The organism is Burkholderia sp. 8Y, from assembly GCF_902506145.1.
Taxonomy (GTDB): domain Bacteria; phylum Pseudomonadota; class Gammaproteobacteria; order Burkholderiales; family Burkholderiaceae; genus Caballeronia.
On record NZ_LR733523.1, the window covers coordinates 25,814 to 49,567 of the forward strand.

General features: G+C 61.5%; 19 protein-coding genes and 1 pseudogene. 7 read left to right on the forward strand and 13 right to left on the reverse strand.

Translation table 11 applies throughout. The annotated features are described in order from the left end of the window. Window positions 1-34 precede the first annotated feature (34 nt). A pseudogene (pstS, locus tag GV035_RS25575) lies at window positions 35-855 on the forward strand (phosphate ABC transporter substrate-binding protein PstS); the annotation flags it as partial. 115 nt (window positions 856-970) lie between these two features. Here the strand turns inward: pstS and GV035_RS25580 are convergent. Together GV035_RS25580 and GV035_RS25585 are read right to left on the reverse strand one after the other, a co-directional pair. After that, window positions 971-2,746 (reverse strand): glycoside hydrolase family 15 protein, encoded by a 1,776-nt coding sequence (locus GV035_RS25580; RefSeq protein WP_159838318.1) that lies wholly within the window; start codon window positions 2,744-2,746, stop codon window positions 971-973. Then, window positions 2,743-3,744, reverse strand: coding sequence for an SDR family oxidoreductase (locus tag GV035_RS25585; RefSeq protein WP_159838356.1), 1,002 nt, complete (start codon window positions 3,742-3,744; stop codon window positions 2,743-2,745). Before GV035_RS25585 ends, GV035_RS25580 begins: the two co-directional genes overlap by 4 nt. Window positions 3,745-3,855: 111 nt before the next feature. On the opposite strand from GV035_RS25585, the gene GV035_RS25590 reads away from it, so the two are divergent. Next, window positions 3,856-5,205 carry a chloride channel protein gene (locus tag GV035_RS25590; protein WP_442859601.1) on the forward strand — a complete coding sequence of 450 codons (1,350 nt, stop codon included), beginning with the start codon at window positions 3,856-3,858 and terminating at the stop codon, window positions 5,203-5,205. Between the two features lie 69 nt (window positions 5,206-5,274). Here the strand turns inward: GV035_RS25590 and GV035_RS25595 are convergent, their stop codons facing one another. After that, a complete protein-coding gene (locus tag GV035_RS25595; protein WP_159838320.1) occupies window positions 5,275-5,691 on the reverse strand; it encodes a MarR family winged helix-turn-helix transcriptional regulator in 417 nt (138 codons plus the stop codon). 342 nt (window positions 5,692-6,033) lie between these two features. Between GV035_RS25595 and GV035_RS25600 the strand changes: the two genes are divergently transcribed. From GV035_RS25600 to GV035_RS25620, 5 genes are read left to right on the forward strand one after another with little or no spacing between them, the layout of a single operon-like run. Then, complete coding sequence (locus tag GV035_RS25600; protein WP_159838322.1) at window positions 6,034-6,693, forward strand: DUF4396 domain-containing protein; 660 nt, start codon at window positions 6,034-6,036, stop codon at window positions 6,691-6,693. Window positions 6,694-6,698: 5 nt separating this feature from the next. Then, on the forward strand, window positions 6,699-7,754 hold the full coding sequence (gene coxB / locus GV035_RS25605) for a cytochrome c oxidase subunit II (RefSeq protein WP_201304065.1): 1,056 nt from the start codon (window positions 6,699-6,701) through the stop codon (window positions 7,752-7,754). 11 nt (window positions 7,755-7,765) lie between these two features. Continuing rightward, complete coding sequence (gene ctaD / locus GV035_RS25610) at window positions 7,766-10,366, forward strand: cytochrome c oxidase subunit I (protein ID WP_159838324.1); 2,601 nt, start codon at window positions 7,766-7,768, stop codon at window positions 10,364-10,366. Next, window positions 10,366-10,836: a hypothetical protein gene (locus GV035_RS25615; protein ID WP_159838326.1), complete on the forward strand. Its 471-nt coding sequence runs from the start codon at window positions 10,366-10,368 to the stop codon at window positions 10,834-10,836. Before ctaD ends, GV035_RS25615 begins: the two co-directional genes overlap by 1 nt. Before the next feature lies 1 nt (window position 10,837). Next, window positions 10,838-12,172, forward strand: coding sequence for a cytochrome c (locus tag GV035_RS25620; RefSeq protein WP_159838328.1), 1,335 nt, complete (start codon window positions 10,838-10,840; stop codon window positions 12,170-12,172). Between the two features lie 75 nt (window positions 12,173-12,247). On the opposite strand, the gene GV035_RS25625 is transcribed toward GV035_RS25620, so the two are convergent. From GV035_RS25625 to GV035_RS25670, 10 genes are all read right to left on the reverse strand, one after another. Continuing rightward, window positions 12,248-13,495, reverse strand: a complete 1,248-nt coding sequence (locus tag GV035_RS25625; protein WP_159838330.1) for a beta-ketoacyl-[acyl-carrier-protein] synthase family protein — start codon at window positions 13,493-13,495, stop codon at window positions 12,248-12,250. Further along, window positions 13,492-13,782 carry an acyl carrier protein gene (locus GV035_RS25630; RefSeq protein WP_159838332.1) on the reverse strand — a complete coding sequence of 97 codons (291 nt, stop codon included), beginning with the start codon at window positions 13,780-13,782 and terminating at the stop codon, window positions 13,492-13,494. Before GV035_RS25630 ends, GV035_RS25625 begins: the two co-directional genes overlap by 4 nt. A 124-nt stretch (window positions 13,783-13,906) precedes the next feature. After that, window positions 13,907-15,163: an NAD(P)/FAD-dependent oxidoreductase gene (locus GV035_RS25635; protein ID WP_159838334.1), complete on the reverse strand. Its 1,257-nt coding sequence runs from the start codon at window positions 15,161-15,163 to the stop codon at window positions 13,907-13,909. Then, a complete protein-coding gene (locus tag GV035_RS25640; protein ID WP_159838336.1) occupies window positions 15,154-15,903 on the reverse strand; it encodes a methyltransferase domain-containing protein in 750 nt (249 codons plus the stop codon). The genes GV035_RS25635 and GV035_RS25640 overlap by 10 nt, the downstream gene beginning before the upstream one ends. 37 nt (window positions 15,904-15,940) lie before the next feature. Next, window positions 15,941-17,020 carry a type III polyketide synthase gene (locus tag GV035_RS25645; RefSeq protein WP_159838338.1) on the reverse strand — a complete coding sequence of 360 codons (1,080 nt, stop codon included), beginning with the start codon at window positions 17,018-17,020 and terminating at the stop codon, window positions 15,941-15,943. A gap of 126 nt (window positions 17,021-17,146) precedes the next feature. Further along, window positions 17,147-19,426 carry an FdhF/YdeP family oxidoreductase gene (locus tag GV035_RS25650; protein ID WP_159838340.1) on the reverse strand — a complete coding sequence of 760 codons (2,280 nt, stop codon included), beginning with the start codon at window positions 19,424-19,426 and terminating at the stop codon, window positions 17,147-17,149. Between the two features lie 114 nt (window positions 19,427-19,540). Then, on the reverse strand, window positions 19,541-20,782 hold the full coding sequence (locus GV035_RS25655) for a cation:proton antiporter (protein WP_159838342.1): 1,242 nt from the start codon (window positions 20,780-20,782) through the stop codon (window positions 19,541-19,543). A 125-nt stretch (window positions 20,783-20,907) separates the two neighbouring features. After that, window positions 20,908-21,405, reverse strand: coding sequence for a DUF421 domain-containing protein (locus GV035_RS25660; RefSeq protein WP_201304062.1), 498 nt, complete (start codon window positions 21,403-21,405; stop codon window positions 20,908-20,910). A 39-nt stretch (window positions 21,406-21,444) separates the two neighbouring features. Continuing rightward, on the reverse strand, window positions 21,445-23,106 hold the full coding sequence (locus tag GV035_RS25665) for a GMC family oxidoreductase (protein ID WP_236572812.1): 1,662 nt from the start codon (window positions 23,104-23,106) through the stop codon (window positions 21,445-21,447). After that, window positions 23,096-23,743, reverse strand: a complete 648-nt coding sequence (locus tag GV035_RS25670; protein ID WP_159838346.1) for a gluconate 2-dehydrogenase subunit 3 family protein — start codon at window positions 23,741-23,743, stop codon at window positions 23,096-23,098. The genes GV035_RS25665 and GV035_RS25670 overlap by 11 nt, the downstream gene beginning before the upstream one ends. Window positions 23,744-23,754 lie beyond the last annotated feature (11 nt).

Sequence of the window (23,754 nt, forward strand, 5' to 3'; positions counted from 1 at the left end):
ATCCGGTTTCTGCACAACTTGACGCACACAACTCGATGCTTACCTGAAGAGCGGTGGAAGCAGGGTTACTTACCAAAGGCATCGGTTCATCAGGCGGTATAAAGCAGATCATCGCAAAGACAGTCGATTTCGCCGGGTCAGATGCTCCGCTGACGGACGGGAAATTTTCGAAGGACGGCCTTTTTCAGTTCCCCGCGGTGGTCGGGGCAGTAGTGCCGGCTATCAACGTTCCCGGCGTAAAGGCTGGTGGGCTGGTGCTGTCGGGCGAAGTACTAGGCGACATCTATCTGGGCAAGATCAAGAAGTGGAACGACCGGGATATCGTTGCGATGAACGAGAAGGTCAAACTGCCGGACAGGGACATTACCGTCGTCCGCCGTGCTGACGGCTCTACCGATTGGAAGTCGAAGGTTGGACAGGGGACGACCGTCAACTGGCCAACCGGCACGGGTGGTAAGGGCGACGACGGCGTCGCCGCCTTCGTGGGGCGTCTGCCCGGCGCGATCGGCTACGTCGAATAGGCGCGCGCAAAGCAGAATCACATGGTGTACACGGCCATGAAGAACGAATCCGGCGCTGTCGTAGAGCCAACCACGGATACATTTGAGGCAGCTCCTGCGGGCGCAACGGGCGAGAGACGTTCTATCAATACTTACGAACAAGCCGGGGAAGGACGCGTGGCCGGTCGTCGGCGCCACATTCGTGTTGCTGCGTACAGTGCAGGACACGCCCGAGCACGGAAAAGAAACGCCCAAGTTTTTCGATTGGGCGTTCCGGAACGGCTCAAGTGCAGCGGATAGCCTTGATGACGTTTCCTTGCCGCAGTCCGTGGTAAGCGAGATAGAGGCGCAGTAGAAGACGAAGGTAAGAGACACTTCCGGCGAGCCGGTGGCCGACTGACAACGCAGCATTTCGGTATTTGATCCCGTTGTCTTACTCAGATGGAAGTCCTATGAAAGCCCGGCCCGCCTCACCCGCCTCCGCGCTGTAGCGTTGGCCCGCACAGCCCGAGCGCCGTCGTGATGACGGCAAGATGAGTCAGCGCCTGCGGGAAGTTGCCTGCAAGTTCTTTGCGCTCGGCGTTGTACTGTTCCGAAAGCAATCCGAGTTCGTTCGCCACGGCAAGAACTCGCTCGAACTGCTGCCGCGCCTCGTCCGTGCGCCCCTGCATCTGCAGGCAATCGGCCATCCAGCACGAGCATGCCAGAAAGGTGCCTTCGTGAGGCCCTTCCCCCCGCTTCTTATGGCGCCTTATAAGTCCGTCTTCGCTCAAGTCTCGGCGAATCCTCTCGATGGTCGATGCCATTCGCGGTTCATGCGCCGGCAGGAAGCCAACGAGCGGTATTAGAAGCAGGCTGGCGTCAAGCTCGTCGGCGCCATAATAGCGCGTGAAGCTGCCCAAACTCTCGTTCCATGCCTCGCGACAGACTTCCTCGCGGATCGTCTCTCGCAGCGACGTCAGCCGTTCTACTAACGACGAGCAAGCGGCATCTGCGGACCGGCTATTCACGAATCGATCAAGGGCGGCCCACACCATGACGCGTGAATACGTGTAGTGCCGCGGAGTCGAGCGCGACTCCCAGATGCCCGAGCCCGGCGTGTTCCAGACGTGTTGCAGATGCTCAACGATGCACGTCTCGACGAAGTCCTGGCTGCTCGCGGCCGCGAGCCCGCCCCGGCGCCCGACGTCAAGGCAGTCGATGATCTCCCCGAGCACGTCAACCTGATGCTGATCCGCCGCTGCGTTCCCAACACGAACAGGCGACGCGTAGCGGTGGCCCGCCAGCCAGTCGACCGTCCATTCCGAAAGATGACGTCCTCCATCAACGCGATACATGATGCGAATCTGGTCTGGCGATGCGCCAATCGAACGCAGCAGCCAATCCCGCCATGCGCTCGCTTCGTCGTTGAAGCCTGCGTTCAAGAGAGCAACCATTGCGAAGCTCGTATCGCGCAGCCAGCCATAACGATAATCCCAGTTCATTCGGCCGCCCGGCGCTTCGGGCAAAGACGTCGTCGGTGCGGCGACGATCGCGCCCGTGCGCCCGTGGGTGAGCGCCTTGAGTGTGAGCAGAGAACGTCTCACGGCCTGTGGCCAGGCGGTCCTGGTGTTATCGAACCGGCTGATCCAGTCGCGCCAAAAGTGCTGCGTTTCGCGTAGCGCGGCCTGCACGTCCACGGGCGGCGGTGGCGCTTCCTGCGCCGCGCCATAGCTCATCACGCACGTGATCGTTTCGCCGGCATGCACTATGAACGACGCTTCAGCCGTGCCGTTGCTCATGGTCAGCGCGATATCCGTACGCAGGACGACCCGGTCCGGTCCGATGCAGGATTGAACCGCGCCGTCGATCGGTTCGCTCCAGGGAGAAAGCGCGCCGTAGTTGAAGCGCAATCGCAGCAGCATGTTCATCTGCACGACGCCCCGCAGGCCGATGACCATGCGGATCACCGAACTTGATGCTTCGCCCACGGGCATGAAATCAATCAAGCGTACCGCGCCGTCGTGCAGATCGAAATCGGTCTCCATGACGAGCGTGTCGTCCTGATACCGCCGCGTCTGTCGCTCGATGGGCCCGGCGGGCGTAATCGACCAGCATCCGTTTTCGGATGTGCCGAGCAGGGCGGCGAAGCACGCATCGGAGTCGAAGCGCGGCCAGCAGAGCCAATCGACCGATCCGTCGCGGCTCACGAGCGCGGCGGTCTGTCCGTCGCCCAACAACGCGTAATCTTCGATGCGCCGGCTCACCGCAGCCCGCTCCGTCGTTTCGCCAGCAGCCCAACGAGGCCAAGCGTGCTGATTCCCGCCAGTCCCCAGAACAGCGCGCGGTGCCGATCGGTGAACATCTCGACGCTTCGTTGCCGCGCTTCGTCGTCGAAACGTCCGTGAGCGCCATAGTCACCGGGGACGGGATCGAACAGATTGCTCGGGGCGTCCTTCGGCAGCGGTTCGTTGGTGAGCTGGCCGCTATAGCCCGAGCGGGCCAGATACCGGTCGATGAGCGCGGGCGCGATGCGATTCGCGAGAATCGCCTTGACGCTCGAGAAGCCCACCCACACCTCGCGCCGGCGGTGCGTCGCGGCGAAATAAATGGCGCGCGCCGCGACCTCGGGTTCGAAGATCGGCGCGACGGGCCGCGCACGCTTGCCCATCTTGTTGAGCGCCCAGTCGAACTGCGGTGTATTCACGGCGGGCAAAACCACCATCGTCAGGTGGATATTTAGTCGGTCATGGATGATCTCGGAGCGGAGCGAATCCGTGAAGCCGCGAATGGCGAATTTAGCGCCGCAATACACCGCCTGCAGTGGCACAGAGCGGTAGCCCAACGCTGAGCCGACGTTCACTATGGTGCCACGGTTGCGCGTCCGCATGCGCGAAAGGGCGGCCATCATGCCGTGGACCTGTCCGAGGTAAGTGACCTTCGTGCCGCGCTCGATCTCCTGCGCGCTAAGTTCGGAGACCGGTGCAAAGGCCGTGGCCATCGCGACGTTCACCCAGACTTCGATCGGTCCCAGCGTCCCCTCGACACGCGACGCAGCGCGGTCGACCGCGTCGGCATCCGCGACATCGGTAGGGATGGCTAACGTGCGAACGCCGTATGTCGATCGGACTTGCGACGCCGCTCGCTCCAGCCGCGAGGAATCGCGTGAAAGGAGGGCGACGTCGTAGCCCTGGCGCGCGAATTCTTCCACGGTCGCGCGACCGACACCGGCACCCGCGCCTGTGATCACGACTACCTTTGGCATAGTGCCTCCTGGTTGACGCAGATGGCATACGAAGGACAACGCTCGAGCGGCTACAAGCACTGCGCGTGCCGAGCCTAGTCGTCCTCAATTCTCTCCCGGCTGCGCGCAAGTATGTCACAATCTGCTCGTTTGCTCACCGGCAAGCTCTCCATGCGCATCTCACAATTATTCGACCGGCGCACCGTTCTACACGCCCGGAAGGTCTGGCTCCACTACGGAGTGTTCTGGCTCGGCGCAATCGCTACTGGCCTTACTGCAGTGCTATACGCGCGGCTGATCGATTTTGGCTACGAAGCGTTCCTGCGATGCACCAATCGTGTTTGGTGGCTGCCACTGATCCTCACGCCGACCGTGGCTGCGCTCGGCGTCTGGGTTACGCGGCGGTGGTTCCGCGGTGCAGAAGGCAGTGGCATCCCGCAGGTCATTGCAACACTCCACGCTCGACACGAGGTGGGACCGCGTCTGCTCACTCTTCGCATTCTTGTTGGCAAGATTGCAGTATCGTTTCTCTCGATTATCGGCGGCCTTACAATCGGGCGTGAAGGGCCGACAATACACGTCGGTGCCGCGCTGATGTTCAGCCTCCGGCGGTTCTATCCCGCCCGTTTGCGACGTATGGGCGGAGTCAGTCTGGAGTACCGGCTGGCGCTTGCAGGGGCGGCCGCCGGACTATCGGCGGCCTTCAATGCTCCGTTGGCCGGCGTCGTGTTTGCGATTGAGGAACTGACTCGCAGCTTCGAACAGCGTACCAGTGGCGTTTTGATCACGGCCATCATCTTCGCGGGCATCGTATCGTTAGGCATTCAGGGCAATTACACTTACTTCGGGTCAATTGATGTAGGTAGCCGCTTACCGGATTCACTGGCCGTGGCAGTCGTCCTGATAGGGTTGATAGCAGGCGTGCTGGGCGGCTCCTTCTGCTGGATCTTGCTCAATACACACCGCTGGATGCCAGCAGCCCTGCTTAACTGGCGCGGGCGTTATCCGGTGTTTTTTGGCGGTGCGTGTGGTCTAGTTATCGCCGTCGTTGGCGTAGCCACGGCCAATCACACGTTTGGCAGCGGTTACGCGGAAGCGCGCGGAATGCTTGATGGCAGCGTACACCTAGGGGGCGCGTATCCAATTCTCAAGATGCTATCGATGATAGCCTCGTATCTACCAGGTGCGCCAGGCGGGCTTTTTGCGCCGTCGCTTGCTATTGGAGCCGGAATCGGAAATGCGTTGCATCTCCTGTTCGAACAGATGCAGCTGCCGATGCTGGTCGCCCTCGGAATGGTGGGTTACCTTGCAGCGGTCACTCAAAGCCCGATCACCGCTTTCATCATCGTCATCGAAATGATCAATGGTCACGCACTCGTGATTTCACTGATGGCCACCGCGCTCATTGCCAGCCAGATTTCGAAGTTATTCGCTCCGCCGCTGTATGAGGCACTTGCCAAGCGATACGAGCCTCCGGCCTGAGCGACGCCTGGGCCGAGTGACTACTCGAGCGGCAGTCGGGCGACCGGGCGAGTGCCGTGGAGACGAGCGTCAGACGCTGCTCGCCAGCCAGCCGAACGTGTGCATTTCGGTGAGATGCATCGCAGCGAGCTTGTGCAAGCATCGCTCCCCTTTCAACGTGAGATGCACTTCCACTTGGCGCCGGTCGCTTGCTCCCGGTTTTCGCACAACGAGTCCTGCGCGTTGACACCGGCTTACCAGGGCGGCGGTGCCATTGGGCGCAGCTTGCAGGCGTTCCGCCAGTTCACCGACACTCGCCCACGTGCGTCCCGGGATGCCGCGAACATGTAATAGAAGTTGATACTGGAGAGCCGTGACACCGGCTGCGTGCGTAATTTCCTCTGAGTACCGGAGGAACTTCCGAAGCTGATAGCGAAAGTTGGAAAGCGACTCGAGATCCGCCTTGCTTGGCAATCCCTTGGCGCCGCGGTTGTTCCCTTGCTTCATTTTTGCGCTGGGTCCTACTGTCCAGTTAGTCTTGGGTACGTCCCTCTTTGCGGAGGTGTCGATAATGGTAGCAGATGAGCAATCGCACATGGCGGGCATCACGGTTTGCGCAGCGTCGGGTAGTTCTTGCAATCAAGGTAAAAAGCGCACGGTGTGCTACAAACCGGCAACTGGACGAATCGCTGCGCGAGAGGCCCCGTTTCGTTACTTGAAGAAGGCTGCGGATCGTTGCCAAACGGGGAATGCAGTTTGCTCTTTTCAGGCGCCGACAGTGGTGGAGGTTGGGCGATAACTCGGTTGCTCGCAAGCGCGTCGCCTTATCTAATGTTGCGGAGAACTTAGATGCCGGCACACTGGTCGATCGGTTGTGCACAGGTGTGGCTTGCATTATCGGTGCTTTCTGCTTGCGCCGTCGCATTTGACATCGTGGTCGCGCGGCACCGTCAACCGATGGTCATCATGTCGGTGGTGTGGCCGCTCACGATGCTTTACTGGGGCCCAGTAGGGCTAGTCTTTTACTTCTGGTTCGGGCGCGCTACGCCCGGCGGGCAGGGGCATGAGGCGTCGATGTGGCAGGCGACGTTCCTCGGCGCAACGCATTGCGGCGCAGGGTGTGCGCTGGGGGACTTCGTTGGTGATTGGCTCGCGTTCCTGCTGGCTTTCAGCATCGCCGGATCGGAGTTGGGAGGACGGCTTGCGCTGGCTTTCGCCCTGGCCTACCTGATCGGGGTGGCTTTCCAATATTTCTCGATAGCGCCTATGCGGGGCATTGGCCTGAGCGATGGCGTGAAGGCCGCGGTGAAAGCCGATACGCTTTCTCTCGTTGCGTATGAAGTCGGTATGTTCGGCGTTATGATCGCTTTCGCGAAGCTCGCCACGCCGCTCAAGCCGACTGACGCCGAGTACTGGTTGAGAATGCAGTTGGCGATGGTGGCAGGGTTCCTGACGACGTACCCGGTCAACTACTGGCTCATACGGCGAGGCATCAAGGAGAAGATGTGATCTGCGTGCGTCGGTTTCTCGTATCCCTCTTCCAAACCGGGCTGGCGCTTGAGCTTTCGCTTGGTCAGATCGCAGCGTCTGCGAACGAGACTGCGCCCGATACAGCCGATTCGCTCACCAGCGGGCCGACGCCGCTTGCCTATTTCCTTCACAGCAAAGGGCCGGCGGCGCATCCCGTTCTTCAGCTCGACTGGGTGCTGACGGCCATTTGCAGTCTCGTTTGCATCATTATCGCGGTGATGCTGTTGATCGCAACCTTCCGCCGCCGCAAGAATGAGCATCACCGGGCGCTCGGTGAAGGAGGCGGCTTGGGCTTCATCTATGTCGGCACCGCCATATCGACTGTGGCGTTGTTCGGCATTGCCGTCTACATGCTGACAGTACTCGCGGAAGTCGCCGATCCGCCCAAAGCGCCTGCGCTCACCGTGACCGTGACCGCCTACGACTGGTGGTGGAAAGTGGACTACGGCCAGGGCGCGAGCGCTTTTACGACCGCGAACGAGCTGCATATTCCGGTGGGTGTACCGGTGCTCGTGCTGCTCAAGAGCGCGGACGTGATTCACGCGTTCTGGGTGCCGCAGTTGTCCGGCAAGACACAGACCATACCTGGCAACACGAACCGTCAGTGGATACAGGCAGACCGCCCCGGCATCTTTCGCGGTCAATGCACGCAGTACTGCGGCGTGCAACATGCTCACATGGCATTCGAAGTCTATGCGCAGTCGCAAGCAGACTACGACCGATGGTACGCCGCGCAACAACGTGATGCGCCCGCGCCCGCCACCGTGCGGGCGATGCACGGCAGGAAGCTCTTCGAGGAACGCTGCGCGGGCTGCCACGCGGTTCGTGGCAGCAAGTCGGCGGGCGTGCAGGCGCCCGATCTCACGCATGTTCTGTCGCGCCGGCTGCTGGCGGCGGGAACCGTCGTCAATACGCCGGAAGATCTGATGGACTGGATCCAGCATGCGCAGGAAATCAAACCCGGCACGCTCATGCCCGACATGAAGCTCTCGCCCGCCGAATCAGGCGAGCTGTCGGCATACCTCGCTACTCTCAGGTAAGGACGAAGACGATGGCCGTGACAGGGGATCGAACCGCCGTGCAATCCCACCGGGTCGCGTTCAAACGCGAGCCGGAGTTTGGCAGCGTCCCGAAGGGTTCGGAAGAAGAAAAGCGGCTGCGCGATGTATGGGAAGGCGAGTCGGGTTGGCGCGGCTTCATCACGACAGTCGACCACAAGAAGATCGGCTTGCGCTACATCGTGACGGCGTTCGTGTTTCTGCTGTTGGGCGGTATCGAGGCGCTCATCATGCGCTTGCAGCTCGCGCGGCCGAACGAGACGCTCGTGACGCCGGGACAGTACGCCGAGCTATTCACCATGCACGGCGTGACGATGATCTTTCTCTACGCGCTGCCGGTCCTGAGCGGCTTCGCAAACTTTCTCTGGCCCCTCATGCTGGGTTCGCGTGACATGGCGTTCCCGCGTTTGAACGCGCTCTCGTACTGGGTCTTTCTCTTCGCTGGCATCTTCCTCTATTGCAGCTTTCCATTTGGCGAAGCGCCCAATGCCGGCTGGTTCAACTATGTGCCGCTCTCGTCGCTCGAATACAACCGTGGAATAAACATAGACGTCTACTCGCTCGGCATGGTGTTGCTCGGCATTTCGACGACCGTCGGCGCAGTCAACTTTGTAGTGACGCTCTTTCGCATGCGGGCGGTCGGCATGTCGGTGGACCGCCTACCGATCATCGTGTGGGGTACGCTGACCACCTCGTTCGCCAACCTGTTCGCGGTGCCGTCCGTGAGCCTCGCGTTTTTGCTGCTGTGGATGGACCGCAACGTCGGCACGCATTTCTTCGATGTCGCGAGCGATGGCAGGCCGCTGCTGTGGCAACACCTCTTCTGGATGTTCGCGCACCCCTGGGTATATGTCGTCGTGCTGCCCGCGATGGGCATTGTCTCCGATGCGTTGCCCACATTTTGTCGGCGTCCACTCGTCGGTTACGCAGCAGTGGCCATGTCGACGGTTGCGACGATGATCATCGGCTTCGAAGTGTGGATTCATCACATGTTCGCGACCGGGATTCCACCGCTTGCACTCGCGTTCTTCGGCGCGGCGAGCGTGCTCATCACCATCCCGAGCGCGGTCGCCGTCTTCGCGTGGATCGCGACGATATGGAAGGGGCGCCCCGTTTTCTCGACGCCTTTCCTGTACTTTGCGGGCTTTGTCCTGATGTTCGTGATCGGTGGCGTGTCGGGTGTTATGACCGCTGCGGTGCCGCTCGACTGGCAACTCACGGACACTTACTTCGTCGTCGCGCATCTTCATTACGTGCTGCTCGGCATCAACGTATTCCCCGTGTTCGGCGGCATCACCTATTGGTTTCCCAAGTTCACCGGGCGCCTCATGAGTGAGCGATGGGGCAAGATCGCGTTCTGGATCATACTCGTCGGCTTCAATCTCGGCTTCTTTCCGATGCACATATCCGGGCTGCTCGGCATGCCCCGGCGTATCTATACCTATCCGGATGGCATGGGATGGGATACCTCCAATCTCATCACCACGATCGGCTCTTTCATCTTCGCCATCGGCGTCGGGATCTTCGCGGTGAACGCGCTCGTGTCGGCCAAGCGCGGAAAGAAATCGCCGCAGAATCCGTGGGATGCACCGGGTCTCGAATGGTCGACCGAATCGCCGCCTGCAGCCTACAACTTCGCGGTGTTGCCGATTCTCGAGTCACGCCATCCGATGTGGGAGGATCGCCTGCAGCCGAAGGGGCGGCAGTCGAGCCTGGAGTCCGGTTATCTGCTGCATCAGGGACGCGAGGCACTCGGCGTGCATCCGTTCAACGGCAAGCCCGATGCAATTCTAAAGATGCCGGAGGACGCATGGTCGCCGTTCTTGCTGGCTCTTTTCGCTGCGCTCTCTTTTGCCGCACTGCTGCTGCGCTCGCCGTGGTTCACCGGCATCATGGTCGCGGGTTGCGGTGCGACTCTCGTCGCGTGGATGTGGCCGCGTCGCTCGCTCGGGCAACGCGAGCCGCCCACGCCTGAAGAGACAATTCCCGCTCAGGCAGCAAAGAAGAAAGATTTGCTGCCGGTCGGGAGCACGGGTGAGCATTCGGGCGGATGGTGGGGCGTGCTCGCGCTCGTCGCCACGGAAGCGAGTCTTTTCGGCTACCTCATTTTCTGCCACTTCTACTCGCAGTCGCAAACCACGCTGCCGTGGCCGCCCGAGGGCATGCCGAAGATCGGCACCGGAGCGACGGCTACCGGCGTGCTCATCTTGAGTAGCGTGCTCGCGTGGATGTCGGAAAGAACGCTCAAGAAAGGCAAGCGCTGGCCAGCATTCGTGTGGATGCTTGGCGCGATTGTGCTCGGCTGCGTCTTCTCCGGCATGCAGCTGAAGGAATGGCACGACCATCTTTACGGCATGACCGCCCATCTTTATGGCTCGCTTTACTTCACGATCACCGGTTTCCACATGGCGCACGTGATGGTCGGCCTTGTGATTCTCGTGCTGCTCGCCGTGTGGATCGCGCTCGGCTATTTCGACGAGGAACGTAATGCCCCGATGCGCATTGGCGGCCTGTACTGGCACTTCGTCGACGTGGTGTGGATCTTTATCTTCACGACGCTCTACGTGACGCCTTTCTGGATGAGGGGCCACTGATGCAAGCTTCCGCGCTGCCCGAGCAGCCTCTCACGAAAGATGAAAAGCGACGTCTCGTTCTCTGCGCCTGTGCGGGCTTTTTTCTCTCGCCGGGCGCATGGCTGCTACAGGTGATGATCTCCGAGACGATTTCTGCACAGGCTTGCTACGCCGAGTCGATTCGCCGGGCCAAGCCGGTCTTCACGCACTTTCATGCGTGGCTTTACGGCACGTCGGCCGCGGCCGTGCTTGTGTCGGTTGTCTGCGCGGGACTGGCAGTCTACGGCTTTCGCTTCTTGCAGAAAAAGGAGAAACAAGTCAAAGAGGCGAGCGAGTCGTCGTCAGAAAAGCCTTCGCGCCTTGAAGAGCAGTTGAGCCGCAAGCGGTTCATTGCGCTTTGCAGTGCATTGATCGGCTGCCTCTTCGTCCTTGCGCTAGTGTTTACCATCCTGGCTGAAGTGTTCCTTGGTTCCTGCAATCCATGGCATTGAAATGAACGCGACGAGTTTGAAAAACCACATCGCCGCTGCACTGATGCCAGTCGTGCTCGCGACCCTGGGCGCATGCAGTGGCCAAGCAGACGACAATCTGCCCGATAACGTCACGGCGCAGTCGCCGATGACGAACTCCCTGCAACTAATTGCCCGCGGCGAATATCTTGCCAAGGCAGGCGATTGCAGCGCGTGTCACGACGCAGCAGACCATACGCCACTTGGCGGGGGGATGCCGGTCAATTCGCCGTTCGGTCCCATCTACGCGAGCAACATTACGCCGGACCCGACCTTTGGTATCGGACGGTACACGCCGAAAGAGTTTTCGGACGCGCTGCGCTATGGCAAGCGCCGCGACGGCAAGCGCCTGTATCCGGCGATGCCGTACCCGTCGCTCGCCAATATGACGGATGAAGACGTCACCGCGCTGTACGCGTATCTGATGCATGGCGTGAAGCCGAGCGCCAAGCGCGCGCCGGAAACTCATCTGCCTTTCCCGTTCAACCAGCGATGGGGGATGCTGTTCTGGACGTTCGCGTTCGGCAATCGCGATAAATACGAGCCCGATCCGAAGCGCAGTGCGAAATGGAATCGCGGCGCGTACCTGGTGCAGGGCCTTGGGCATTGCGGCGCGTGCCATACGCCGCGCGGTCCCGCCTATAACGAGCTCGGCTACAGCGACAAGTCGCCGTGGTATCTCACGAGCGGCGTGAACGACCACTGGCTTGCGCCTAATCTCACCGGCGACCCGGCAAGCGGCTTAGGGCGGTGGACCGCGCAGGATATCGTCGATTTTTTGCATACCGGTCACGGCGCGGGCGCGATCGCCTTTGGCGCCATGGCGCCGGTCATTGGGGACAGCACGCAGTACATGACCGATTCCGATTTAGAAGCGATCGCCACTTACCTCAAGTCATTGCCGCCGCAGCAAACCTACGGCAGCTTTGCCAACACGGAGCACGCCAAGGTACAAACGGCACGCAGCATCCAGACGGGCGAAGTCGAGCGCCCCGGCGCTGGCGTTTATCTGTCGTTCTGCGCGCGCTGCCATCAGGCCGACGGGAAGGGACAGCCGGGCAAGGTCGCGGCGCTTGCCGGAAACCCGCTCGTGCTCGCAGAAGACCCCACTTCCGTGATGCGGATCGTGATTGAAGGCAGCAAGAGCCCGACGACCAAGACAGGCCCGGCGCCGCAGAAGATGCCGGGTTTCCGGGGTCAATTGACGACCGCACAAATGGCGCAGGTTGTCAGCTTCATTCGTGGGACGTGGGGCAATCATGCAGCACCGGTTTCGGACCGCGAGGTCGAAAGCCTTCGCTCGAACATTCATAAGTAGGCGACGGGAGGCGATGGCGTCCCAGCGGTGCGCCTCGAATCTCGTCAAAGATGCAAAGGTGCTGTTTAAGCGGCCTCAGGTTTTTGAGCTTTTCTCGCCGCTGCGAAGGACGAGCACTGCATTGGTGCCACCAAACGCGAATGAGTTCGACAGCATCGTGAGCACAGATGCGCTTTTGCGCGCAGCGTTGGTCACATAGTCGAGGTCGCAAGTCGGATCGGGCGTGCTCAGATGCATGGTCGGAAGCAACGTCTGATTCTGCATTCCCATTAGACATAACAAGCACTCGAGGGCCCCAGACGCGCCGAGCAAGTGACCGTGAACAGACTTGGTCGAACTCATCGGGATGTCGTACGCCCGAGTGCCGAACACCGACTTAACGGCAGCCGTTTCAGTCGCGTCGTTAGCGGGTGTACCGGTACCGTGGGCGTTGATGGCATCGATCTCCGAGGGATCGAGCTGCGCTGCGGCGAGCGCTGCCGTCATTGCCGCGGCCTGACCTTCGACGCTTGGCCGGGTAATGTGTCCGATGTCGGTTGCGATGCCGTAGCCCAGCACTTCACCGTATATCGGTGCGTTGCGAGCGATCGCGTGTTCCCATTCCTCCAGCACCATGACCGCCGCGCCTTCCGCAAGTACCATTCCGCTGCGGTCTTTAGAAAACGGCTTGCATGAGGCCGCAGGGTCCCTTTCGTCAACAGCGGCAAGCGTGTGCAGCGCCTCCCAGGCCTTGAGGGAGCCGTATGACAGCGGCGCTTCCGAGCCGCCCGCGAGCGCCACGTCGAGTTCGCCCCGCGAGACTCGCAGCCAAGCTTCACCGATGGCCACGGTGGAGGACGAGCACGCTGACGAGTAAGTGAGGCTGGGACCGCGCAGGCCGTATTCAAGACTGATCCACGCCGCAGGAGCGTTATACATGCCCATCAGCACCATGAAGGGTTTGACGCGCTCTGAGCGCTCGCCATAGAGCGCCGCGTACCCTTCATCCATGGTGTGGGCGCCACCCATACCCGTGCCGATAAAAACACCCGTGCGCGCGTGGTCAATCTGGGTCGCCTCCAGCGCCGCGCGAGACATCGCCTCGCGACTTGCAACCAGCGCGAACTGACTGACGCGGTCGAGCATCCGGGATTTCGCTGGTTCGAAATGGTCGGCGGAGAACAACGAAGCAATGCCGCCGATCGGGGAGACTAAGCGATTCGCGAGCGCCTCATCAAGACGCTGGATGCCTGAGTGGCCGGCAGCAGCGCTGTCATACGCTTGTTGCGCATTGCTGCCGAGCGGGCAAATGGCACCGACCCCGGTGACCGCGACGCGCCTCACGGCGAGGAAGGGGAGCTTGAGTGCGTCGCGCCTGCCTGGACGCCATCAACTGTCTGATGTTCCACGTGCTCGTCGATGATCCGCGCCACGTCACCAAGCGTCGCGAGCGAAGCCGATTCGGCGCCAAGGTTGATATGGAAACGATCTTCGACGTTGAATAGCAGTTCCGCGACGGCCAGCGAGTCCAGCCCGAGCGACTCGAGCGATGCCGCTGGCGTCAACAAGGCCGGGTCCAGACTGTATTCTTTCTCTAGCGTGGTGCTCAACCAATCGAAAGTAGTGCTCATAGCGACTCGCGAACGTGTTGTTGTGTGGACGCGCTGCGACCTGCATCGTTAGCCCGTCTGAGAAACCTTGCCACACTATCAGTGTCAGCGGTACTTCATCCTGATCCGGGTGTGAGCGCCGGCGCTACTGCGCAAGCGTTGCTGCTCCGACCCATGCGACGGCGCCAGGGTCAATTGCGCACCGGGTCTTCCCGACCCAACGCGCGCCCTCAGACAATAAACCGGGCCAGAGGCTAGCGAGCGCCAGCAAGAGTGCGCTGCTGCGCGGACGCATGCATGCGTGCGCGAATGCAAAGGCGAGCCTCATGCGCGGGAGGAACTGATGGCGCCATTCGCGTGCGTAACGCCGTGCCGCCACCCGCTGCCATGACACGTCCTGCCCCGAACTTGCCTGCGACGCTTTCGCGCGAAGTAGCTCGATGCACAGCAGCCACGCCGATTGCACCGCCATGCTAATACCTTCACCGACGATGGGATGCACTTCGCCCGCCGCATTGCCGACGCGAAACAAGCCATCGTCGGCGCGCAGTCGAATGCCCGGATCGATCGGTCCGGCCCCGATCCAAGAACCTTCTTTGGAAGCCTGACGGAGAACGTCCTTCACGCCTGCGCATTCGCTTCGAAGCATGGCCTCGAAACAATCGCCGGCGCTTGCCCCAATGTGCTCACGACGCAGCGCTTCAAGCCGGTCACGGCGCAGACAGCCCGCGACGGTGGTAACGCCACCCCCCACGTCGACCATGCCTCCGTAGCCCCCTTCAAAACAGAAGACCGGAAGAAGTCCCGGCTCCAGCAGCGCCTCGTGGAAGTTCGCCTTGAAAGCGAATAGATCCGCCGGTCGCTGTTCTCTGCGATTCTGGAGGGAAGCCAGCGCGAGCGCCCCCCACGACCCATGCGCGGCAATCATGACGGGCGATGACAAGGTAGTGATGGAGGACTCGCCCTGGCGTCGAATGGCGCAACGCCAGGAACCTGGCCCGCCGACTAGTTCTGTTACCGAGTACGGCTGCAGGACCTCAACCCCGACCTTGCGCGCCTGTTCGACCAACACGGTATCCAGCGTCTCGCGCCCGATGGCTCGTCCCCACCGATAAGTGCTGTTCTGCGCCTCGGGCAAGTCGGCCACGACCTTGCGAGTGCCTTGCATCAGCGCGACGCGAACCAAATCTGGACCGGCGCGTAACGTTAGTTGCCGTTCGATGCCAAGTGCCGCAAGCAGGGACAGGGTGGCCGGTGCGACGCATTCACCGCAGACTTTTCGGCGGGGGAAGCCCTGCTTCTCAACAAGGGCGACGGACCAGCCCGCCAGCGCGAGCAAGATCGCGGCCGTTGAACCGGCTGGACCTGCCCCAATAATCACGGCATCGAACGTTATTTGCATGATTCTTTCCTGGCGACGCGCTCCGCGGTGAAGCAGTGGCTAAAGAGCCCTGCGGGAAACTCAGCAAGCTCCCACTGCGCTCCCCCCATTGGCCAAAGAGCCCGCAGTTCCGCTTCACGGAATCCCGCTTGCACGCTCAAAACGGCGTCATTGCGCGTGACAGCGTTTGCTCCGAGCACGCCGACGAGGCGGCTTCCGAGCAAGGCTGGCCAACCGCGGCGGGGCTCGCATGCAAAGAAACGGTCCGTCGCCGATTCGATCACCTCGAACAGCGCGGCGAGTTCAGCAGCCGCCAAATGGTGGAGAAAAAGCGTCGTGAAAATTATGTCCCATCGTTCAGTGCGTGCGACCTGTATGTTCGCGCTTTCACGGATCCAGTCGCCTACGTCCGTTTTAGAAACCCGCACACTCCAGCCGAGGCGTGCATAAGCTCGGATGGTCTCGCGGGTCATGAGGTCTTGACGGTCGAGCGAAGTCAGTTCAACGCCGTTATGGGCAACGCCGAACTGTCGCGCGACCCGCAGCAAGAGCGTACCGTCACCGGCGCCAAGTTCGAGTACCTTCAACGGCGCTCGAGAACGACGCGAATTCATCAACGGAGCAAATGCGCGGCCGACTATCGTAGCAGTGGCCATGACCTTGTGGAGGCGCTGAAGATCGCGCCGCGAGCGTCTCGCGGCCGGGTCTGCTGCGTCCAGCGTATCCAGGGTCTCGGCGGCGACGATTCGCGGTAGGGTCATGAGACTGAGCAACTGGTAGGGCAGGATGTCATGCGCGTCATTCGGGTTCCACCTTCAGCAGTGCTCCATGACAGCTGAATCCCGCGCCAAATGACGACAGCCACCACCATCCGGCTGGTGCTTGATCGGCCAAGGCTGCCTGCAATACGAAATAGACGAAGGCGCTCGACATGTTGCCGTACTCGCGCAGCATCGCCGCGCTATAGCGTAAGTCGTGCGCCGCCAGGCCGAATTCCCTTTCGATCGCGAGTAACACGTCGCGTCCGCCGGCGTGCATGATCCACGTTGCGACGTCTGCCTTGTGCAAGCGCGCTCGCACGAGCGCAGACTCCAGCACTTCGCACGCGTATCGGGCGGCGAGCGACGGCACGGCGCGCGTCAGGACGTTTCTCAACATGCCTGCGCGCTGCTCGAACATCAGCGCTTTTCGTTCGCCAGGGTCGATCCGCGACGTACTCCCCACCCACTTGATGTTTCGCGACGTTGTGCTTGGATGACGCGACAAGACGGCCGCGCCCGCGCCGTCGCCAAAAAGACAGGCGCTGATTATCACGCCGGGGTCATTGTCGAGATACATCGCCGCGCTGCTCACTTCGACGCAGACGGACAGAACGTTGTCACAAGCTTGGAAGGCATCGGGTGATGACTGCAACAGCGCGTTGCCGAGCTGAAGGTTTGGTAGGGCAGCAGCGCAGCCTTGACCCACTAGATCGAATGCTTGCACGTCGGGGCGCAGGCCTGCTGCTTCGATAACGTACCCGGACAGTCCGGGGCAAAGGTATCCGGTGCAAGTGCTTACGACGACGGCGTCGATCTTGCCTGGGTCGATCTTCGCGTTCGCCAACGCGCGCGTCGCTGCGGTCGTAGCCAGCAATGGGGCGTTATCTAGAAAGCGTCGAGCGAGCGTGCCTGGGTCGATCTCGAATACTTCACCCAGTGATTCGAGCGCAAGTCGTCGCGCTTCGATGCCGTTGTCTCGCTGCAAGACGGTACGAGCGACGAGGTGCGAACGAGCGTCGAGGCGGGAGTACCAGTCGGACGCTTCGAACGCAGCGAGGCATTCCGATTTCGTATAACGCCGCGGAGGGTTCGCCGTGCCGATGCCGCGAAGAAACATAAAACTCCTATGGAGGATGGACCTCGGCTGTCACTCGACTGCAGGAGGACGGCTCCAGCTAAGTGCAGGCGCGCGGCGACGCATGGTGCCGCCCTTGATTTCCGCATTCCGTTGATCGATTTCCGTTCATATGATACGAACCGGGATCGACTTTGCACCGGGCACTTTGCTCTCTTTAGCGTAATGCCATAGCGGCAGCAACACATTGCACTCCGGGTAATAGCCGCCGATGCAGCCCTCCGGGATCTCATAAGCCTTGACGGTCAGCCCTGACAGACGACGGTCGATGCCATCGTCCGCAACGGTTTGCAACGTGATCTCCTGGCCTTCCTTGAGCTGATGCTTCTTGATGTCCGCTTCGCTCATGAGAATGACCATGCGAGAACCCTTCACGCCTCTGAACCGGTCATCGAGGTTATAGATGGTCGTGTTGAACTGGCTGTCGCTGCGCAAGGTCATGAGGCGCAGTGCGTCCGGCGTCTTCTCCGGCATGTCCGGGTCTTCGCCGAGCGAGTTCGGCGTCATGAATTCGGCTTTACCGGACTTTGTTTTCCATACGCGCTCGCAAGCGGGCAGAGGCCGATGAAAACCGCCGGGCTGCCACATGCGTTCGTTGAAGTCATGGAACGTCTCGGGATACGTCGTTGCGATCTCGTTTCTGACGAGCGAATAGTCATTGCTCCACGCGTCCCAGTCGACCGTGGAACGCGAGCCCAGCGTCGCCTTGGCGATGCCCGCGACGATGAACTGCTCCGCTCGCGCTTTCTCGCTTGCCGGTTCGGTGACGCCCTTCGAGCCGTGCATGCACCCCGTGCTGTCTTCCATCGAGACCGCCTGATCGCCCAGCGGCGTGCGATGAAACTCGATGCGGCTCAGGCACGGCAACACGTACGACACTTCGCCATGCACGAGGTGGCTGCGATTAAGCTTCGTCGCCACGTTGATGGTCAGGCGCAGGCTGGCCCACGCTGGCTCCGTCTGTGACCGATCCGGCACCGAACGCACGAGGTTTCCGCCGAGGTTGAAGACCGCCTTCACTTTGCCCTTGACCATCGCCTCGAACGCTTCGACGGTATTCATCCCTTTCTTTCGCGGTGGCTCGAATGAAAACTGCTTCGCGAGCTGATCGAGGGGCGCGAGTTCCGGCTTCTCCGTGATGCCGACCGTGCGCTGACCTTGTACGTTGGAGTGACCGCGTATCGGCGACGGCCCCGCGCCCGGCTTGCCCACATTGCCGCGCAGAAAGAGCAGGTTGCACAGCATGCGTACATTCTGCACTCCGAGCCGGTGTTGAGTGAGTCCCATGCCGTAGTGCGCCATCACGGCCTTGGCCTTCATGTATTCGTCGGCTGCTTCGAGAAGCGCCGAACGCGGCAGACCGCTGACACGCTCGATCTCACTCCATTCGGTCTTGCGTGCACAGGCCGCGAAATCTTCGAAGCCGGTCGTGTGCTCCGCGATAAAGGCCACATCGATCATGCGCTCGGTGCCTTCGGCCTGTGCGCGGTCATCGGCCTCGATCACTGCCTTGCATATGCCGAGCATTGCGGCGGTATCCCCGCCGGTCTTCACCTGATGATATTGCGTGCTGATCTGCGTTTCCTTGGGCGTCAGCATCTCCACGGGCGACTGAGGGTTCGCAAACGACACGAGGCCCGGCTCGCGAAGCGGATTGAACGTGATGATGGGCACGCCGCGTTTGCGCGCGTCCTGCAACTGGTGAAGCATGCGCGGACTATTCGTGCCGACGTTCTGCCCGAAGAAGAACATGAGGTCCGTCTTCTCGAAGTCCTCGAGCGTGATGGTGCCGACGCCGACACCGATCGCTTCCTTCAGACCGACGCTCGAACTCTCGTGACACATGTTCGAGCTGTCGGGCAGGTTATTGCAGCCGTACATGCGCGCGAAAAGCTGGTACATGTAAGCCGTTTCGAGCGACGCGCGCCCTGACGCGTAGAAGACGACGGTCTCCGGATCCAGCGCATTCAGCTCTTTGGCGATGTCGTCGAACGCCTGTTGCCAGCTGACTTCGACGTACTTGTCCGTGGCTGCGTCGTAGCGCATCGGCGCGGTCAGGCGTCCTGCTTCTTCGAGATCGTGATCGTGCCAGTTGAGCAGCTGCTTAACCGTGTGAAGCTCGAAGAACTCGGGCGTCATGCGCTTGGCGGTCGTATCCCAAGCTGTCGCCTTCGCGCCGCTTTCGCAGAATTCGAACGTGTGGGGATCGGCGGGTTTGGCCCACGAACAGCTTACGCACATGAAGCCGTCCGGCTTGTTCTGCTTGAGCAGGATCGCGCTGTCTTTTAGCGGCACCTTTTCCTGCATGAGGATAGTGGCGACCGCTTTCAATGATCCCCACCCGCCAGATGCGTAAGGATACGTTGGGTTCTTCGTTTCTTTGCTCATTGGCGCGCTCCCCACGAAAAGGCACGTTGTGACGTAAGCAAGCGTCGTTCCGCGCAGCCATCGACCGGTTGATAGCGGGAAAGACGGCTGCGGCAGCCCACCTTTAACAGTGGGCTACACCGGTTTTGCAGACGAAACGCGGCTAGCGACGCGCTCGATGGTCAGCCCTTGCGCAAATACGGAGAAAACGACCACTGCATACGTAAGCATGACAACGGTGTCGCGTTGCGTCCCTGACGGCAGCGAAAGGGCTAGGGCGATGGAGATGGCTCCCCTGAGCCCGCCCCATACCATGATCGCCGCAGACGCAGGCGGCAAGCGAAGTAGCTTCGGACAAAGCGCAACCGGCGCGCCAACCGTTGCCGCACGCGCCAGCAAAGTGAGCGCGACGGCCGCGACCGCCGGGAACCAGGAACGCACGGTAGCCGTGATGGCGACGCCTTCCAGGCCAATGAGGGCGAACAGCACGGCGTTCAGTATCGCGTCGACGAGTTCCCAGAACGTATCGACGCTTGCGCGCGTTTGCTCCGACATCGCCTGCTGCCGGCCCTGGTTGCCGACGATGATGCCCGCGACGACAGTCGTGATGGGTCCCGACACGTGCAGTACGTCGGCCAGCGCGTAGCCTCCCATGACCGCTGCGATCGTCAACATCACCTCGACCTTGTATCGGTCGATGCTGCGGAGCATGAAGAAGAGGATCCCTCCGGAAATCGCTCCCAGCAGCAATCCGCCGCCGGCCTCACGAAGGAATAGGGTGAGCGCGCTCACGATCTCCGACTGCTGGCCGCTTGCGGCCATGGTCGAGAAGACACTGAAAAGGACGATGCCAACGCCGTCATTGAACAGTGCCTCCCCGGCAACTGCCGTCTCAACGGATTGCGGGACGCTCGAGCGCCGCAACGCGCCGATAACTGCCACGGCGTCCGTCGGTGCGATCAGCGCGCCAAATGCCATACAGTACGCCATCGACAGGGGAACGCTGCACCATTGTAAGACGAGGTACACGCCTGCACCGACGAGCGCTGCCGATACCACGGTCGAGACGATCGAGAGGAACGCGACCTGCCAGGCGTAACGGCGCAGTACTGCGCCGTTCAAGTCTAATGCGCCAGCGAACAGGAGCAGCGAGAGCATGCCTTGCAACACGAGTTGGCTGAACGCCAGGTGCTTCGACCAGGCGACTGCCGCGGAGCGTAGTTCCGACGCACCGAGATGGCTCGCGGCGACCATCAGCAAGGATAGTCCGAGCGCCAGTCCGGCAATCCCTATAGTCATCGGGAGTCGGATGAATCGTGTGTTCAGGTAGGCGAGAATGGCCGCCAGGACAAGCACTCCGGTAATTGCATTAAACATGGAACGGGTCCCACAAAAGGACAAATTGCAGCCGACGCATGTTACAGACCTGTCTGTCGTCATCGGGGGTGTGTGCGCGGAGCAATGGCGCGTGCGGTCTATCAAGCTCGCTGGCGCCTCCGTGGTCAAGAGCCGTTGCGTTTGGAGACGCTTATTTTCCCGCTGGGTTCAAGCGTCAGCTTGTGCAGGTCTTTCACATTCTCGACGCCGTTCTGACTCAGCGCCTCGTTGATGTCATTCTCGGACACGCCGTAGCGCAAGAGCGCCTTCTTGGATGGCTTGCCCTCTGAGAACAACGTAATGGGACTGCCTTCTGAAATGAACGCCCAGACGCGGTAGCGCGAGGCGAGATGCGCAAGCACCCAATGCGCCGCGATCATGAAACCGGTTGCGATCAGAGTGCCCATAAGGGGCGCGCTCCCCGTGATAGCCCGGCTAAGGTTGGAGCCAACGATGATCGCCACCACAATGTCGAGTGCCGCCCATCTCCCGAAGATTCTGCGCCCGGCGACCCTCACGAGAAACAGGCCCCAGCAGAACACGATAGCCGCGCGGGCGCATTCCTGAAGGGTCGTGACGTGGCCTTGAGCCCCAAAAACGTCTTGTAACAAGTTCATTTTCATTAAGGTGGACGAGTCGTCCCCATAGTAAGGTGCTCCGGTTCACTCTCGTAGTTCGCCACGAGCCGCAAGCGCCTCTATCCTGTCAGCGGTGCGTAGTGCAATCGCCTGTATTGTCAACGACGGATTGACGCCACCGACCGTCGGAAAGACGGATCCGTCGCAAATCCAAAGATTATCGATGTCCCAGCTGCGGCAATCCGCGTTGACGACGCTTGTCGCAGGATCGTCGCCCATGCGCGCGGTGCCGTTTAGATGCGCAGTGTCGTTCTTCTCCGCCCAAGTGTCTCGAGCGCCCGCCGCCTCAAGGGCGAGGTTCATGAACTGTAGAGAATGGTCTATCAGTCGGCGATCATTTTCACACCACGAATGCGTCACCCGCGCGATGGGTAACCCGTACTGATCTTTCTCATTGGCGAGCGTGACGCAGTTGCGCTCCTGCGGCATGGTCTCGCCGACGATCTTCAAGCCAGCCTGGTGGTTGTACTTCTGCATCTCGTCGACCAACGGTTGACCCCATAGGCCGCGTCCGTTTTGCACCGACGCCCACGCCACCGGCAGCGGTCCCTGACTCATGTAGCTGTAGCCGCCGAAGAAGTCCTTGCCCTTGTCCTCATAGTTCCAGTGCTCGGTCAGCGCAAGCGATGGCGGCCCCTTGTACCAGCGCACTTCTTCGTCCATCGTTCCCCAGACGGCCTGATTGCTTTGGACCATCAGGTTCTTGCCGACGAGGCCGGAGCTGTTCGCGAGGCCATCCGGATAGCGGTCCGTCGCGGACATCAGCAGAAGCCGAGGCGTTTCAATCGCATAGCCCGCGACCACGACATTGCGTGCGCGCTGGAACTGCCATTGCCCTTCGCGCAGATATTCGACGCCAGTGGCACGGCCGTCGTCGCCCATGACGATGCGTCCGGCCATCGCGAGGTCGCGAATCTCCGCGCCTGCGCGCACGGCGCGCGGTATCCATGTGACGAGCGCGCTTTGCTTCGCGTTGGTCGCGCATCCCGACACGCAAAATCCGCGATATACGCAGGGATGCGCCTCGCCGCGCGGCGCCGAGACTGTTGCGAGCGGCGTCGCCGACCAGTCGATGCCGAGCGCCTCGCAGCCGCGCGCAAGCACGAGCGCGGCGGCGTTCAGTTCGTGCGGCCGATACGGATAGCGCGGCCGCTTCGGTCCCCACGGATAGTTCACCGGCCCCGCGATCTTCAGCGCCTCTTCGACTTCGCCGTAATAACGCCACATCTCGCGCCAGTCGAGCGGCCAGTCCGCGCCGTAGCCGAGCAGCGAGCGCGATTTGAACCACTCGGGCCGAAAGCGCAGCGAGACCATCGCGAAGTGAACGGTGCTGCCGCCCACCGCCTTGCCGCTGTTGTTGTTGCCGAGCTTGAGCGGGTTCTCGCCGTCGCAGATGCGGTCGTCGGTCCAGAAGAGCTTGCCCTGATGCGTCTCGTCGGATGCGAACTCTTCGAGCGGACGCCACCACGCGCCGGCATCGAATGCGACGACCTTGAAGCCCTTCTCCGCGAGACGGCATGCGAGCGTGCCACCGCCCGCACCCGTGCCGACGATCGCGAAATCGACCGCTTCGTCTTGCGGATATTCGCGCATCGGAATCCAGGCGCCGGGATGAAACACATCGGGCGCGCGCCCGTTCTTGCCGCGCGGATAACGCTCGGCGTCCTTAGGCGTTTCAGCGGACACGGCGATTCTCCTTGGCCGCATCGTCTTCGTGACCCGGCTTCGCTTCGGCGGCTTCCCACGGATCGCGCCGATTCGCGACCATCCGCACGTAGCCGCGCGGATTGGCCGGACCGCCGAAGCCGATCTCGCTCCACGCGTGCGGATGCGCGTAATACATGCCGCAGATGTCATGCAGCACGCGCTCCGCAAAGAACAGCGCGGGCGGCATGCCCTGCCATGCCGCGTCACTGAGCCTGCCGTGCTGCATGTCGTCGATGAGCGCGCGGCGCGCCTCATCGTCGATGCTCGCGAACGGCAACTCATGACGCGCGCGGCTTTCAGCATCGAGCGCGCGAAGGCCGATGCGCCACGCATCGCGCATCGGCGGCAAACGCGCGTCGCGATAGCCGTCGCCGGTGTTCTCGGCAAGGCGCGCATCGACGAGCGCGGCCACCGGCACGGCGGGCCGCTCGCGGTCCTGCGGCACGATGCACGCGCACAATGCGCCGAGCGCGCGCCATTCCACGGCATCGAGAAATTTTGGGCCTTGCTGCGTGGCGAGCCGTTCGTCGATGACCTTGCGCGTCACGTCGTCCCATGAGGGCGTGTCGCGCTTGTTCATCACGTCATAGCCGGGATAGCGGGGCAGTGTGGTCATTTTTCGGTCTC